We start from the raw sequence: 14907 nt of genomic DNA on the forward strand, positions 1-14907 counted from the left end.
ACGCGGCTTCCGAAATGCGGCGGAACAGCCTCAACCTACCTCGCGGGCGGCATAGACTTTTTCGGTTGTGTTGGAAAACGAAAAGACCGGCCCGGCGAGATATCTCAGCGGGTAATGCAGCAAATAATGATGGCAAAATTGGTCATAGCGCCTTGCTAGCGCGTCACGGCCCGCTTGCCAAGTGTTTTGACAGCGCGCATGCTGTGGCGATGACCCGTGATGAGATGAATGCGATCTGCGCCGCCATGCCCGGCGCCGAAATCTCCAGCCCCTTCGGGCCGGGGCATGACATCTGGAAGGTCGGCGGCAAGATTTTCGCCGCGATGGGTGCGCAGACGCCGGGGATCTCGGTAAAGACCGAGAGCGTCGAGGTCGCGCAGATGCTCAAGGATGCGGGGGTTGGTGCCAAGGCGCCCTATTTCCACCGCTCATGGATCCTGCTGCCATTGGACTGCGACGAAGAGGAGGCCAAGCACCGGATCGCGCGGTCTTATGCGCTGATCCGCGCGGGGCTGCCGAAGAAACTGCAGGCGGAGTTGGGCTGAGCGGCTGGCGGACAGGCTGGCGGTGCTGGGCTGAGCGGCGGGCGGTGCTGAGGCTGTCTATAGGGCAAAACCGCGGCGCAGAAATTGATCTCGGTCAATGTAGCGGCGGGCGGTTATTGTTAACTTTCCCTGCATCATTCTGCCTCATCATCCTTATCCGGAGCCTGCAATGCGACTGACCACACGGACCAACCTCGCCCTGCGCACCTTGATGGTCTGCGCGGTCAACCCCGACCGGATCGTGCGCAAAAGCGATGTGGCAAAGGCGATCAACGCCTCGGAGAACCATCTCGCGCAGGTGGTCAACCAATTGGGGCAAGAGGGGTTTCTGACCACCCTGCGCGGGCGCAACGGCGGGTTTACCTTAGGCATGCCGGCAGAGGAGATCAGCGTCGGGCGGTTGTTTCGCAAATTCGAGGCGGAATTGCCGTTTATGGAGTGTTTCACCGATGACAAGATCTGCCCGCTGAAGGGCGTCTGCCGCGTCGCCACCCCGCTGCACCGCGCGATTGAGGCGTTCTATGCGGCGCTTGATCCGGTGATGCTGACGGAACTGGTCGAATGCAACGCCGAGCTGGATGCGATTCTGGCGCTGGCGCCGAGCGCGCGGATGGTGAAAACGGCGGCCTGCAGCGCCGAGAGCGGCGCGGTGGCGCGGGCCTGAAGGGGCGGATACGGGTTTTAGAACACGATCCTGAGCCGATCGCGCATGATCTCGATCCGCGCGAAGCGCTCCAGATAGCCCATGCCCAGCAAAGACGCGTGCAGATCGCCCTCATTGACCAAAGCGCGGACCCGCTGCGAGACATGGCCCTGTAGCGTCACCTGATCCAGCGTCACCTGCGCGGTGCGGGTCACGCCATTGGCGGTGCGCGCGGTGCCCAGATATTGCAGGCTGGTGGGGCCGAACCCCAGTTTAAAGGCGTCCTCGCGGGTCAGCACCATATCGCTGGCGCCGGTGTCGATGATAAACCGCACCGGATGCGGCTGGCCCGAGGGGCCGGTCAGCTCCAGCGTCAGATGGTATTGCCCGTCATAGCCACGGCGCAGCACCACCCCGTCGCCCTCGGCGCTTTGCACCGCGACGGTGGAATATTGCAGATTGTCCCACAGCCCGTAGGCCGCCGCGACGCCGGTGATCAAAAGCGCCCAGAGCACCGCATGGCGCAGCATCGTGTGAACGCGCCCGCGCATCGAGATCAGCAGATAGCCGGTCAACACGCTGCCCAGCACCGCCAGATAGACGAGGTGATCAAGCTGCGCGGTGGAAAGAGCGTCAAAGATCGGCATGCGGGTCCGGCGCGGGTGGCGCCCCTCGGCTGGTGGCGGATGGGGATAACATAGGCGCTGGCCGAGAAAACACCAAGCCGGCGACAGATGCCGCCCATCACGCCTGCGTCAGAGCAGCCCCGCGCCCTCGATCCCGTCGAGGATGAATTGCACCGAAAGCGCGGCCAGGAGCATGCCCAAAAGCCGCGTCACCACCATATTGCCGGTGGTGCCCAAAAGGCGCTCGACGGGCGTGGCGACGAGGAACAGCAGGAAGGCGATCAGCACCACCGCCAGCGTCACCGCCAGAATGCTCAATGTGCCAGCGATGCTGTTGGTCTGTCCGGCCAAAAGGATCACCGACGCCATCGCACCGGGACCGGCGATCAAGGGCATGGCGAGGGGGAACACCGAGGGGTCCGGCCGCGCCTCATCGGGGGCGGCATGGGTGCTGCGGCGCTGGGTGCGGCGCTCGAACAGCATATCAAGCGCGGTCAGGAACAACAGCAGACCACCGGCGATCTGGAAGGCGGGCATGGTGATGCCAACGGCAGTCAGCACCGCCTCACCAACCAGCGCAAAGACGATCAGCAACCCCGCCGCGATCAGACAGGCACGGCGCGCCACCGCGCGCCGATGCGCGGCATCGCTGCCTTGGGTCAGGGCAATGAACATCGGCGTCAGACCGATCGGATCAATGATCACGAACATGGTTACAAAGGCCGAGACGAGGGCTGCGGTTTCCATCATGCCACCGGCATGGGGCACGGGCCGCACCATGTCAACAATTTGTCGGGCAATGGCCGCAGGTTACAGGGTGAAACCCCGCCGCGTTCAGGCCAAGGACACGCCGCAGCACACCCAAACATATGACATTTACGGTTTATATGTAAGACATTTAACGTCAGGCAGATAAATGCCCGCAAATCCCAAATGCCTTACAATACCGACAATCCGCTATTCTTTCGCCTTATCATGGGCTTCCGAGGCTTTCATCCAGAGCGCCTCGGCCTTATCCACCGCATCCATCACTTCGGCATATTTGCGGTTCCATGTCTCCAACTCCCCGCGCCGCGCGTCTTCATAGAGCGCCGGATCGGCCAGTTTCTTCGACAGTTTCTCGCGCATCTCTTCGAGCTTCTCGACCCTCTGCTCGCATTTGCGAACCTCGGAGCGCAGCGCCTGCAATTGCTCGCGTGTGGCCTTCTTCTTCTCGGGCTGTTTACGCTCGCGGGCCTTGGCGGCTTTCTCGGGCGAATCCGAGAGTAGCAGTTTGCGGTAGCTGTCGAGATCATCCTGATAGGGCGCAACACCGCCATCCTTGACCAGCCAGAGCCGGTCGGCGACCAGCGACAGAAGATGCATATCGTGGCTGACCAAGATCACCGCGCCGGTATAGGCAGTCAGCGCCTCGACCAGAGCCTCGCGCGATTCGATATCCAAGTGGTTGGTCGGCTCGTCAAGGATCAGCAGATGCGGCGCCTCGATGGTCGCCAGCAGCAGCGACAGCCGCGCCTTTTGCCCACCGGACAGACGCCCGACCACCGTCTCCGCCTGATCCGCCATCAGCCCGAAACCGGCCAGACGCGCGCGCAACCGTGGCTCGCCCTCGGTCGGGCGCAACCGGCGGATGTGCTGGATCGGGGTCTCGTCAAGATGCAGCTCATCAACCTGATGCTGAGCAAAATACCCCACCCGCAGCTTGTTCGAGCGCACCATTTCGCCGCCCATCGGCGCCAGCTTATCGGCCAGCAATTTCGACAGGGTTGATTTGCCCTCACCATTGCGGCCCAAGAGCGCGATCCGGTCGTCTTGGTCAATCCGCAGGTTCAACCGCCGCAGGATCACCGTCTGGTCATAGCCGACGGAAACCCCCTCCATGGCGATGATCGGCGGCGAGAGTTCCTCGGGCACGGGGAAGGTAAACACATGTTTCGCCGCCTCGGCAGGCGCGGTGATCGGCTGCATTTTCTCCAGCATTTTCACCCGCGACTGCGCCTGACGCGCCTTCGAGGCTTTGGCTTTGAACCGGTCAACAAAGGCCTGCAGATGCGCGCGCCGCGCGTCCTGTTTCTTGGATTCCGCCACCAATACCGCGCGCTGCTCGGCGCGGGTGCGGGCGAATGTGTCATAGCCGCCCTGATAGAGGGTTAATTTCTGCTCATCGAGATGCAGGATCGCCCCCACCGCGCGGTTCAACAGCCCGCGGTCATGGCTGATCACGATCACCGTACGCGGGTATTTCGCCAGATAGCTTTCCAGCCAGAGCGCGCCCTCAAGGTCCAGATAGTTGGTCGGCTCATCCAACAGCAACAGATCCGGTTGGGCAAAGAGCACACCGGCCAGCGCCACCCGCATCCGCCACCCGCCCGAGAAATCCGAACAGGGCCGCAGCATTTCCTCATGGGTAAAGCCGAGACCCTTGAGGATCGCGCTCGCCCGCCCCTCGGCGGACCATGCGTCGATATCGGCCAGACGCGCCTGAATCTCGGCAATCCGCGCCGGATCGCTGGCGCTCTCGGCCTCAGCCATCAGACCGGCGCGCTCGGTATCGGCCTCAAGCACGGTGTCCAAAAGCGAGGTCGCGGACGAGGGCACCTCCTGCGCGACGCCGCCAATGCGGGCGCGCGACGGCAGGGTGATACTGCCGCCCTCCAGCGCCAACTCGCCGCGGATCAGGCGAAACAGCGTGGTCTTGCCCGAGCCATTGCGCCCGACAAGACCAACTTTGTGGCCGGTGGGAATGCGGGCCGAGGCCCCTACGATGAGGGGGCGGCCATCGACGGAATACGACAGATCGGAAATGCTTAACATGCGTCGCGCCATAACAGAGCCTTGCGCGGGGCGCCAGCGGCCAATCGGGTTTCGCGGCAATCGCTGCTTTTCAACCCCTGCTCGCCATGGTAAACGCCGCCAGCAATTGACCAGCGGGAGGGCATGGGGCCGCGACCGCACCGATATGAAAGAGACGCAGATGGCTATTCAACGCACCTTCAGCATCATCAAACCCGATGCCACCAAGCGCAACCTGACCGGCGCAATCAACGCCAAGATCGAGGCCGCCGGCCTGCGGATCATCGCGCAAAAGCGCATCCACCTGACCAAGGCACAGGCCGGCGTGTTCTACGCGGTGCATGCCGAGCGCCCGTTCTACGGCGAGCTGTGCGAGTTCATGGCCTCCGAGCCGGTGGTCGTGCAGGTTCTGGAAGGCGAGAACGCCATTGCCGCCTACCGTGACGTGATGGGCGCCACCGATCCCGCCGAAGCCGCCGAGGGGACGATCCGCAAGGACTTCGCGCTGTCGAAAGGCGAGAACTCGGTGCATGGGTCGGACGCGCCGGAAACCGCTGCCGAAGAGATCGCCTATTTCTTCGCCGGTCTCGAACTGGTCGGCTAACCCCTTCCGATAGCTTATGAAACGGGCGGCACCTTCCCCAAGGCGCCGCCCGTTTTCATGTCATCTGTCGATAAATATCCAGAGGGGGATCCCAAGGGGGCGCCTCGCGCCCCTTTGGCCGCGCGTGGGGCGGCCCCACCGGCGCTTGGGCCCCTCGATGGGGCCCAAGCGCCGCCCCCCTCAGCATTACCCTAACCGAAGCGGCGGTTGACCTCACGGTCCAAGAGCCCCGTCGCCACCAGCATGCAACGATCGCGCGCCACATAGTAATAGCCGCGCGCGTAATGCATCACCGCCGCATCCAGATCCCCGTCCGACAGCAGCCAGGCGCCACGCAGATAGCGGCCCGCGTAACGCAGGTTGATCTCGGGATCGAGCAGATCGGCGGGCTCTCCGCGAAACCCCATGGTGCGCGCGGTCTGCGGCAGGATCTGCATCAGCCCCCAATAGGGCCCGTTGCGGGCATGGGCGCGGTAGTCGCTCTCGCGCTGGATCACCCGGTGCAACAGCGCCTCGGGGATCTCCAGCTCCTGCGCCGCCTGCCGGATCAACACCCGCATTTGCAGGGTCTCGCCGGGATAGAGCCGCGAGATCTCCTCTTGCGGCGCCGGTGCCGCGCCCCCGCATCCGGCCAGCGCCGCCAGCATCAGCGCGGCCACCATGGCTTTTATCATGTGCATCATTCTCTCCGTCGCCGGCTGCGGCGTTTGGCTGTGGGATCGATCACGCCGATCTCATCTAGGATCGCCTCGATCCCCGCAATCCCCCCGCCACGCTTATGGGCGGCTTTCAGCGCATCGAAACGCAGGCGCAACGCGTCTTTCTCGGCGCCTTTGCAGTCATTCCATGGCCGCCCCTGCAGCCCCATGACCAGCACGTAATAGCCGATGAAATGCGGCGGCTCACCGGCGGCCAATAGGGCCGCATAGCCCGCGTCGGCGCCGAGCGCGCGCAGCTCTTCGGCGCTGTGAATACCGGCGCGGGCAAAGCTTTCCTCGGCGGCGGGCCCGAGGTTTCTGATGCTGGAGATCGGGCTTGTCATGGCCTCAAGAGTGCCGCTGGCGGTGGCGTTTAGCAAGCTGTAGATGAAGGGCTTGCGTGGTGCCGCTGTCTGACGATGGTGGAGCGGGGGAATTTTCGGCGGGGCGGTTATTTCGGTTGGGCGTGGTTGTGGCGATCAATATGCCCGCCCATATTAAATGTATGACATTAATTGATAACAATGAGATAGGCGGTGTTGTTGCGTAAATCTGCGCTATTCCTGCTGAACCTTCGAACTCAAGCAACCCCAACCCAAATATCTGACATTCGCCATTTTCTGCGGCACCGGCCCGATCTAAACATCTGACATTATACTGTCTGACATTCAGATGCTCCAATTTTCTTGCGCGGGTCGGGGGCGACGTTTTATGCCTGTGGGAAACAGGAGGGTATCATGGATTTGCCGTTCGACGGGGCGATCTCGGCCTATTTCAATGACAGGGCGCCAGAGGCGCTGCGTGAGGCCATCAAGGAGGGGCGCAAGCGGGACATTCTGGAGGATGATTTCCCCTATGACCGCTGGATGAAGAAATCCGCCTATGAAGAGCGCTTCAAGGAATTGCAGGTCGAACTGGTGAAATTCCAGCGCTGGGTCGAGGCCAGCGGGCAGCGCATTGTGGTGGTCTTTGAGGGGCGCGATACGGCGGGGAAATCGGGGGCGATCAAGCGGGTCGCGGAAAATATGAACCCGCGCGGAGCAAAGGTGGTGGCGCTGCCGAAACCCACTGATCATGAGCGCGGCCAATGGTATTTCCAGCGCTACATCAAACATCTGCCCGGCGCCGGTGAGGTCACCCTGATGGACCGCAGTTGGTACAATCGCGGGGTGGTTGAAAAGGTCTTTGGCTTTTGCACCGACGCCCAGCGCGCGCATTTCTTCGAGCAACTTCCCGGCGTCGAGCGCGCGATGGTCGATGACGGCATTCATCTGATCAAACTCTGGTTCAATGTCGGGCGCGCCGAGCAATTGCGCCGCATGCTCGACCGCGAATCCCACCCGCTCAAACAGTGGAAGCTCTCGCAGATCGACGTTAAGGGATTGTTCAGATGGGACGCCTATACTGAGGCGATCGCCGAAACTTTCGCGCGCTCGGATTTCGACTTTGCCCCTTGGACGATCATACGAGGAGATGACAAATACCGCGCAAGGATCAGCGCCATGCAGCGCATTCTTCTGGCCTTTGACTATGACCGCAAGGATGTGGACGCCATCGGCACGCCCGATGCGTCAATCATGGGCGGTGTAGAACTATGGCCGCAGCCGTGACCGGGTGCGCTTGACTTGAAGCCTACCGTCGCCGCCGCCCGCTCAGGCGCCCCTATGGGTGCCTAGCAGCACCATGCCCTTTGGTGGCGGTGTATCAGAGGCCCAGATCACCGGCCCGTGGCGCGCCAGCTCGGCGCCGGTCTGATGATCGCCCTGCAGCAAGGCCAAACGCCCCTGTGCGGCAGGCGCCAGCGCCCGCATCGCGTAATGCGCCGAGGCCGCAGCGCGTGGCGCGGGTTTCCACAGCACACCGCGCGCGGCTTGGGCGATCAACAGGGCGACAATTTCGTCCAAAGGCGTATCGGCGGCGCTGAGCAGGATCGCGGGGCCGTCGGGATTTGAGGTGAGCGTGTTTGACGCGATCTCGCTGCCCGTAGGCCGTGGCGCTGCATCAGAAGGGAGTGGCGCTGCACTTAAGCGCTCGCGCAGCCCTTCGACCGCGCGGATATCTGCGGCACCGGCGCTAGCCTGCGCCCAAGCCTGCGCCATCGCCGCCGTATCCGCTGTGCCGCCCGCCGCGACGCCCGCTAGCGCCCGCGCCGCATCACGCGCATCGCCGCAAATAATCCCGCCCCAGCGCGCCACACCTGCAGGGCGCAGGTTAAGCAACCGATACCCCAAAGGCGCCCGCCACGCGCCTTGCGTGTAGTGCACGAAAAGCCGTTCATTCAATTCGGCCAGAAACTGCGGATCCATCCGGTCCACCGCCATATGCCCCTCCAAGCGCCCCTCCTCCGGCGCACCGGGGCAATAGGGTTACTGCGGCGCGCGGCAGCTGGCGGTCAGAGCGTTATACTGCTCGATGATCCAATTCGGCGCATCGGCGGGCAGATTGTCGATCAGCGCCGTCTGCACGCGGGCAAACAGGGCCACCGACTGGCTGTTATCGACCATCGGCACATTGCCCACCGGCACCGCGCGCTGGAACACCAAAAGCGCCACCGCGATTAACAGGATGCCGCGCAACACGCCAAAGAAGAAGCCCAAGCCCTGATCAATCCCGCCGAGCGCGGAATTGCGGATCAGACTGGAGAAGAGCGGGGTGAACAGCGCCACGATCATCAAGGTGACGGCGAAAACCGCCGCGAAAGCCGCAATCACGGTTAATTCGCAGCTATCGCCAAGCAAATCCCCGACATAGGGGATCTCGCGCACCCAAGGTTCGACGGTCGGCGCCAGCGCAAAGGCGACCACCGCGGCCACCACCCAGCCGGCGATGGCCAAGAGTTCGCGGATCAAACCGCGCGAATAGGCCAGAATGGCCGAGACAACGATCACCAAGGCGACGGCGCCATCAATCAACGTGAAGGATTCCATGCAATCCGCTCCTTAGGCGTCAACCTGCGCCAAAAACCTCGCCAACGAAACCGGTCAAATCGGCCATTTGCCGCAAACCGACCCCGTTGCCCGACCCCGGTTTCCCGCCCGCCGGTAACATGGCGCTGGTGAAACCAAGTTTTTGCGCCTCTTTCAACCTGTTTTCGCTCTGGCTGACCGGACGCAAGGCGCCCGACAGCGAGATTTCCCCGAATACCACCGTATCGGCGGGCAGCGCAACATCTTCGCGCGCGCCCAAAAGCGCGGCGGCGACGGCCAGATCGGCGGCGGGTTCATGCACCCGCATGCCGCCGGCGACGTTCAAAAACACGTCCAACCCGGCAAAGGGGATGCCGCAACGCGCCTCGAGCACCGCAAGAATTGTCGAAAGCCGCCCCGAATCCAGCCCGACCACCGTGCGCCGCGGCATCGACAGCGGCGAGGCCGAGACCAGCGCCTGAATTTCGGTCAACATTGGGCGCGTGCCCTCGATACCGGCAAAAACCACCGAGCCCGCCGCCGGTTCGCCGCGTTCCGAGAGAAACAGCGCCGAAGGGTTGGGCACTTCGGCCAAGCCGGCGCCGGTCATCTCGAAGACGCCGATCTCGTCGGCGGGGCCAAAGCGGTTTTTCACCGCCCGCAGGATGCGGAATTGATGGCCGCGCTCGCCCTCGAAATAAAGCACGCAATCGACCATATGCTCGATCACCCGCGGGCCCGCGATCTGCCCGTCTTTGGTGACATGGCCGACCAGCACCACCGAGACACCCCGCTTCTTGGCAAATGTCACCAATTCATGAGAGGCGGCGCGCAATTGTGCCACCGATCCGGGGGCGCTGGCCACCGAATCCAGCCACATGGTCTGGATCGAATCGATGATCACCAGATCGGGACGCTCGGCGTCCAACGTGGTTAAGATGTCGCGCAGATTGGTCTCGGCGCCCAATTGCACCGGCGCATCATCCAGCCCCAGCCGAGAGGCCCGCATACGCACCTGCGCCGAGGCTTCTTCGCCGGAGATATAGAGGCATTTCAATCCCTTGCGCGCAAATGCGGCCACCGCCTGTAACAAGAGCGTCGATTTCCCGATCCCCGGATCGCCGCCAACCAAGATCGCCGAGGCCGGCACCAACCCGCCGCCCAACACGCGGTCAAATTCCGCCACGCCGGAAAGGGTGCGCGGCGGCGGCGCCTCTTTGGTTTGCAGGGTGCTCAGCTCAATGGTCTTGCCGCGCCCGACGCCGCCCTTGGGACCGGTGCCCAGCGGCGCCTCTTCGACGATGGAATTCCACGCGCCACAGGCGTCGCAGCGCCCGCTCCATTTGCGGTGGATGCCACCACAGGCGGTGCAGGTGAATTGTGCGGGTGATTTGGCCATGAGGCGTTATCGCCCGCCCTCCCGCCTGACGCAAGCCACCCCGTCATCTTGCAAGCGCGCGGGCAAGATCAGCATTGACGCGGCAAAAACCCCTCGGGATAGTCCGCCAGACCCTGACCGGAGACAACTATGTTAACCGAAGACCAGAAATTGATCCGCGACACCGCCCGCGCTTTCGCCCGTGACCGACTGGCCCCCGGCGCCGCTGCGCGCGACGCCAGCGGCACGATCGAGCCCGAGATCCTGCGCGAAATGGGTGAATTGGGGTTTCTGGGGATGACCGTTAACCCTGATTTCGACGGCGCGGGCGCAGATTACGTCAGCTACGCGCTGGCGCTGATGGAGGTGGCGGCGGGCGATGGCGCGATCTCGACGGTGATGAGCGTGCATAACGCGCCGTTCAACGCGATCATTGAGCGCTTCGGTTCGGAGCAGCACAAAGACGAGGTGCTGCGCCCCGCCGCGCGCGGGGAGTTCATCGGCGCCTTTGCGCTGACCGAAACCCAGGCGGGCTCGGATGCCAGCGCAATCCGCAGCACAGCGCGCAGGGTGCAGGGCGGCTATGTGCTGAACGGCACGAAGGAATTCATCACCTCGGGCAAAATCGGGCGCTTTGTGATCACATTCGCGCGGATGGAGGGGGCGGAGGGAAAATCCGGCATCACCGCGTTTTTGGTCCCCACCGACAGCGCGGGCTTTGAGGTCGCCCGCGTTGAGGCGAAGATGGGCCAGCGCGCCTCGGACACCTGTGCGCTGCGCTATACCGATGTCGAGATCAGCGACGCGATGCGCATCGGTGACGAGGGTCAGGGCTATAAGATCGCACTCGCCAGCCTCGAAACCGGCCGGATCGGCATCGCCTCGCAATCGGTGGGCATGGCGCAGGCGGCACTGGACGCGGCGGTGGGGTATGCGCAAGAGCGGCAGACCTTCGGCAGCGCCATCATTAACCATCAAGCGGTGGGATTCCGGCTCGCCGATCTCGCCACCCAGCTTGAGGCAGCGCGGCAGTTAACCCTACATGCCGCGCGGCTGAAAGATGCCGGCATCCCCTGCCTGACCGAGGCGGCGATGGCGAAACTCTATGCCTCCGAGGCCGCCGAGCGGATAGTCTCCGGCGCGCTACAGACCTTCGGCGGTATGGGCTATATGGTCGAAACCGGCCTCGAACGCATCGCCCGAGATGTCCGCGTCTGCCAGATTTATGAGGGCACCTCGGATATCCAGAAACTGATCATCGCGCGGGCGCTCAACACCTGATCCCGGCGCCCTCCCACTTAGTGCCATAAATATCCCGGGGTTTGGGGCAGAGCCCCAAGACCGCGCCGCAGGCGCTTATAGCAATAACGCAGGGTGAAATGCACCCTGCGTTTCATTTTAACAGGTCAATGCTACAGCCGCGTCCAGGGGTTAATCCCTTTGCGGCGCAGGGCGCGGTAGATGATGAACATGTAATAAAGATCGGCAATAAAAATCGCGATGATGAAAGTGCCGACAAAATACCATTCATCGGGCCGCGCGATAATATAGGCGATCCCGCCGGACATCGATGTGCCGATCCATTTCGCCCAAGCGATGGTAAAACTCTGCCCCTCGACACTGCCGCCACGGGCGTAGAACATCGCGATAAAGGCAATCGACATCAAGGCGTTCTGGGCAAAGGCAATCACCTTGGCGCCCTCAATCTGGTCGTGGTTGAAATATTCCTCAAACTGCATGAAGAACATCCCGCCATTATAAACAATCGCGGTGCCGAATGTCAGCATAGCAAGGCTGAAGATGATCCATTGCGCTTTGCTGATATTATATTGGGTCTCGAAATACTTATAGCCGTATTTGAAATAGGTATAGAGGATCAGCAGATCCAGCGTCGCCCAAAGGGTAAAAGCCCCCTGCGCTTTTAACGCACCATAGGGCACCAGTAGACTGTCGGCGCTGCCATGGGGGGTGATCACATAGGCAAAGATGATCTCCCATGGCAGATTAAGCGAGAGCGCGACAATCGGCATACCGTAAGATTTGTCCTGAAAACCGCGATATGCGATGGCGATATAGGTCAGCGTCCAGCCATAAGTCGCAAGATGCGAGGAAATAATCGTCGGCGTATCCATAGAATTAACTCTGCTCAAAAATGGGTTTCAAACCAGATAATGCGCGGCATTAGAACTTTTGCAGAGCGTAAAATATACGCCCCACATATGCAAAACCCCGCACCTTATGGCACGGGGTTTCTGTGTTCACCCCAACTCAAGGTTGGAGATCAGGGTCTCAGGATTCGTCTTCCAACGCATCCAGAGCCGCCTTGAGATCGTCTTTCGAGACTTCCTTTTCCGACACATTGGCCTGCGTCAGGATCAGATCGACCACTTTGTCCTCGAACAGCGGGGCGCGCAGCTGCTGCTGCATCTGCGGGTTTTTCTGAACGAATTCAAAGAACTCACGCTCTTGACCCGGATACTGGCGGGCCTGCGACATCACCGCTTGCGACATCTCGGCGTCGGTCACTTCGACCTCGGCCTTGCTGCCAACCTCGGCCAGCAACAGTCCCAGTTTGACGCGGCGCTCGGCGAGCGTGCGGTGCTCGTCGGTCGGCTCGATCGGGTCATGGTTGTGGTCGGTGACATCGGGGTTTTCGTCATGCCAGATCGAATGCGCGATCTGCGAGGCTTCGGCGTCAACCAGGCTCGGCGGCAGCTCGAAGGTCACCGCTTTGTCCAGCTCGTCGAGCAGCGCGCGTTTGACGATGGCGCGGGCGGCCTGTGCGTATTCGCCTTCCAGACCTTCGCGGATCTGGCCCTTCAGCGCGTCGAGTGATTCGGCGCCGAATTTGCTGGCCAATTCATCGTTAATTTCCGGGTCGACCGGGCCTTTGACGGCTTTGATCGTGCAGGCGAAAACCGCCTCTTTACCGGCCAGATGCTCGGCGCCGTATTCTTCGGGGAAGGAGACTTTGACGTCTTTTTCCTCGCCGGCTTTGACGCCGGTCAGCTGCTCTTCAAAGCCGGGGATGAACTGGCCCGAGCCCAGAACCAGCGGGTAGTCGCTGGCCGCGCCGCCCTCGAATTCCTCGCCGTCGATCGAGCCGGTGAAGTCAAAGACCACCTGATCGCCGTCTTCGGCAGCGCCGTCTTTGTCGTCAAAAGCCTGCGCCTGTTTGGCGAGGTTTTCCAGCGCCTCATCGACCGCTGCGTCATCGGCTTTGACCGCCAAACGCTCCAGTGAAATACCCGAGAAATCAGGGGCTTCGATGGTCGGCAGGGCTTCATAGCTCATCGAGACGACGACATCGTCGCCCTCTTTCCACTCTTCGCCGTTCTGCATTTCCACCGCCGGTTGCGCCGCCGGACGGTCACCGGTTTCCTCGAAATGCGCCTGCATCGCGCCATCGACGGCTTCCTGCATGGCTTCGCCCATCAGGCGCTGGCCGAACTGCTTTTTCAGCATCGCCATCGGGACCTTGCCCTTGCGAAAGCCCTTGATTTCGACTTCCGGCTGGGCCTCGCGCAGCTTTTCGTCCACCTTCGCGTCCAAATCAGCCGCGGGCACGGTGATCGTATAGCCGCGCTTCAGGCCGTCGTTCAGGGTTTCGGTGACTTGCATCTGGTTCCTCGCATATGCTGGCAGGCCACCCGGACGGCAGCCTGATAAATTCAGCGCCTTAGTAGTTGGCGCGCGAAGGGGGATCAACCCTGAATCTGGCGTCAAACCGGGCTCCGGGGCGCTGTTTGCGGGGTTTTCGGACGTGGGCGAGTGGCTGCCACGGGGCGGTTAACGGTTGCGCAACCATTCCGGCGGATGATGCGGATTGGCCTGCCTCATTGGTATCGGGTATTGGTACCTCTCGCTGCGGCGCGCGCGCAGGCGATCTATATGTCGAATCGCACCCGGTCTTGGAACCGGCGGGCGGCGGAGCGACGGGAAGGTTAACGCCCCCTGCGACAGGATGCGGGATTGCGGGCGGGTGATATCGCGTGGGACAGAGGCTGCGCGGTTCGGGCGCGTCCGGTTGGGTGCTGTCTGCCCCCTCCCCGTTTCAGATTGGAGCCCTTTCATCCATGCGCAACACCCCGTTCACCACTGATATCGCAGCACAATTTCACCCGCAGACCGGATCGCAGCAATGAGCGCCCCGCAGCGTATGGTGGTGGGGATTTCGGGCGCCTCGGGGGTCATCTACGGGGTGCGCCTGTTGGAAATCCTGCGCGAGCTCGGCATCGAATCCCATCTGGTGATCTCTGCCGCCGCCGAGATCACTCTGGCGCATGAGACCTCGCTGAAACTGGCGCAGGTCCAGGCCCTGGCCAGTCAGGTGCACGCGGCGGGCGACATCGCGGCGGGGATCGCCAGCGGCTCGTTTCGCACCATGGGGATGATCGTCGCCCCCTGTTCGGTGCGTTCGATGTCCGAAATCGCCAGCGGTGTGACCTCGGGGCTGCTGACCCGCGCGGCGGATGTGACGTTGAAAGAGCAGCGAAAACTGGTGCTGATGGTGCGCGAAACACCGCTGCATCGAGGGCATCTGCGCACGATGGCGCAGCTCGCCGAGATGGGCGCGATCATCGCCCCGCCGGTGCCCGCCTTCTACACCCGCCCCACGACGCTGGCGCAGATCATCGATCACAGCCTCGGCCGCATCCTCGATCTGTTCGGCATCGACGCGCAGGTGGTGAATCGCTGGAAGGACTGAGAGGCG

The 14907-nt window shown here is 62.4% G+C and carries 16 protein-coding genes; 6 read left to right on the plus strand and 10 right to left on the minus strand.

Annotated features, from left to right (window positions below):
* Nucleotides 1–209: 209 nt before the first annotated feature.
* Nucleotides 210–545 carry an MmcQ/YjbR family DNA-binding protein gene (locus DDE20_RS02240; protein ID WP_116556804.1) on the plus strand — a complete coding sequence of 112 codons (336 nt, stop codon included), beginning with the start codon at nucleotides 210–212 and terminating at the stop codon, nucleotides 543–545.
* 169 nt (nucleotides 546–714) lie between these two features.
* A complete protein-coding gene (locus tag DDE20_RS02245; RefSeq protein ID WP_116556805.1) occupies nucleotides 715–1209 on the plus strand; it encodes an RrF2 family transcriptional regulator in 495 nt (164 codons plus the stop codon).
* Nucleotides 1210–1226: 17 nt separating this feature from the next.
* On the opposite strand, the gene DDE20_RS02250 is transcribed toward DDE20_RS02245, so the two are convergent.
* The 3 genes from DDE20_RS02250 to DDE20_RS02260 all read right to left on the minus strand — a co-directional run bounded on the left by DDE20_RS02250 (nucleotide 1227) and on the right by DDE20_RS02260 (nucleotide 4628).
* A complete protein-coding gene (locus DDE20_RS02250) occupies nucleotides 1227–1835 on the minus strand; it encodes a retropepsin-like aspartic protease family protein (RefSeq protein WP_116556806.1) in 609 nt (202 codons plus the stop codon).
* Nucleotides 1836–1943: 108 nt separating this feature from the next.
* Nucleotides 1944–2564: a MarC family protein gene (locus tag DDE20_RS02255; protein ID WP_116557226.1), complete on the minus strand. Its 621-nt coding sequence runs from the start codon at nucleotides 2562–2564 to the stop codon at nucleotides 1944–1946.
* A 207-nt stretch (nucleotides 2565–2771) separates the two neighbouring features.
* On the minus strand, nucleotides 2772–4628 hold the full coding sequence (locus DDE20_RS02260) for an ABC-F family ATP-binding cassette domain-containing protein (RefSeq protein ID WP_116556807.1): 1857 nt from the start codon (nucleotides 4626–4628) through the stop codon (nucleotides 2772–2774).
* 160 nt (nucleotides 4629–4788) lie between these two features.
* Between DDE20_RS02260 and ndk the strand changes: the two genes are divergently transcribed.
* Nucleotides 4789–5211 (plus strand): nucleoside-diphosphate kinase, encoded by a 423-nt coding sequence (gene ndk / locus DDE20_RS02265; protein ID WP_116556808.1) that lies wholly within the window; start codon nucleotides 4789–4791, stop codon nucleotides 5209–5211.
* Between the two features lie 191 nt (nucleotides 5212–5402).
* On the opposite strand, the gene DDE20_RS02270 is transcribed toward ndk, so the two are convergent.
* Complete coding sequence (locus tag DDE20_RS02270; RefSeq protein ID WP_116557227.1) at nucleotides 5403–5885, minus strand: lytic transglycosylase domain-containing protein; 483 nt, start codon at nucleotides 5883–5885, stop codon at nucleotides 5403–5405.
* 5 nt (nucleotides 5886–5890) lie between these two features.
* Nucleotides 5891–6253, minus strand: a complete 363-nt coding sequence (locus DDE20_RS02275; RefSeq protein ID WP_116556809.1) for a TfoX/Sxy family DNA transformation protein — start codon at nucleotides 6251–6253, stop codon at nucleotides 5891–5893.
* 393 nt (nucleotides 6254–6646) lie between these two features.
* Here DDE20_RS02275 and ppk2 point away from each other — a divergent pair, with 393 nt between their 5' ends.
* The gene (gene ppk2, locus DDE20_RS02280; RefSeq protein ID WP_116556810.1) at nucleotides 6647–7519 is read left to right on the plus strand and encodes a polyphosphate kinase 2; all 873 of its coding nucleotides are present in this window, start codon (nucleotides 6647–6649) and stop codon (nucleotides 7517–7519) included.
* 42 nt (nucleotides 7520–7561) lie between these two features.
* Here the strand turns inward: ppk2 and DDE20_RS02285 are convergent, their stop codons facing one another.
* From DDE20_RS02285 to radA, 3 genes are read right to left on the minus strand one after another with little or no spacing between them, the layout of a single operon-like run.
* The gene (locus DDE20_RS02285; RefSeq protein WP_133240315.1) at nucleotides 7562–8242 is read right to left on the minus strand and encodes a hypothetical protein; all 681 of its coding nucleotides are present in this window, start codon (nucleotides 8240–8242) and stop codon (nucleotides 7562–7564) included.
* A 33-nt stretch (nucleotides 8243–8275) separates the two neighbouring features.
* Nucleotides 8276–8836 (minus strand): CvpA family protein, encoded by a 561-nt coding sequence (locus DDE20_RS02290; RefSeq protein ID WP_116556812.1) that lies wholly within the window; start codon nucleotides 8834–8836, stop codon nucleotides 8276–8278.
* 19 nt (nucleotides 8837–8855) lie between these two features.
* Entirely contained in the window at nucleotides 8856–10214 is a 1359-nt protein-coding gene (gene radA, locus DDE20_RS02295) for a DNA repair protein RadA (RefSeq protein WP_116556813.1), read from the minus strand.
* Between the two features lie 129 nt (nucleotides 10215–10343).
* Here radA and DDE20_RS02300 point away from each other — a divergent pair, with 129 nt between their 5' ends.
* Nucleotides 10344–11474, plus strand: a complete 1131-nt coding sequence (locus tag DDE20_RS02300; RefSeq protein ID WP_116556814.1) for an acyl-CoA dehydrogenase family protein — start codon at nucleotides 10344–10346, stop codon at nucleotides 11472–11474.
* A 131-nt stretch (nucleotides 11475–11605) separates the two neighbouring features.
* Here the strand turns inward: DDE20_RS02300 and DDE20_RS02305 are convergent, their stop codons facing one another.
* The gene (locus tag DDE20_RS02305) at nucleotides 11606–12325 is read right to left on the minus strand and encodes a transmembrane-type terpene cyclase (RefSeq protein ID WP_116556815.1); all 720 of its coding nucleotides are present in this window, start codon (nucleotides 12323–12325) and stop codon (nucleotides 11606–11608) included.
* A gap of 157 nt (nucleotides 12326–12482) precedes the next feature.
* Nucleotides 12483–13814: a trigger factor gene (tig, locus tag DDE20_RS02310; RefSeq protein ID WP_116556816.1), complete on the minus strand. Its 1332-nt coding sequence runs from the start codon at nucleotides 13812–13814 to the stop codon at nucleotides 12483–12485.
* Between the two features lie 520 nt (nucleotides 13815–14334).
* Between tig and DDE20_RS02315 the strand changes: the two genes are divergently transcribed.
* Nucleotides 14335–14901, plus strand: coding sequence for a UbiX family flavin prenyltransferase (locus DDE20_RS02315; RefSeq protein ID WP_116556817.1), 567 nt, complete (start codon nucleotides 14335–14337; stop codon nucleotides 14899–14901).
* Nucleotides 14902–14907: the final 6 nt, after the last annotated feature.

This window comes from Pararhodobacter oceanensis, from assembly GCF_003076755.1.
In the GTDB taxonomy this organism is placed as follows: Bacteria; Pseudomonadota; Alphaproteobacteria; order Rhodobacterales; family Rhodobacteraceae; genus Pararhodobacter; species Pararhodobacter oceanensis.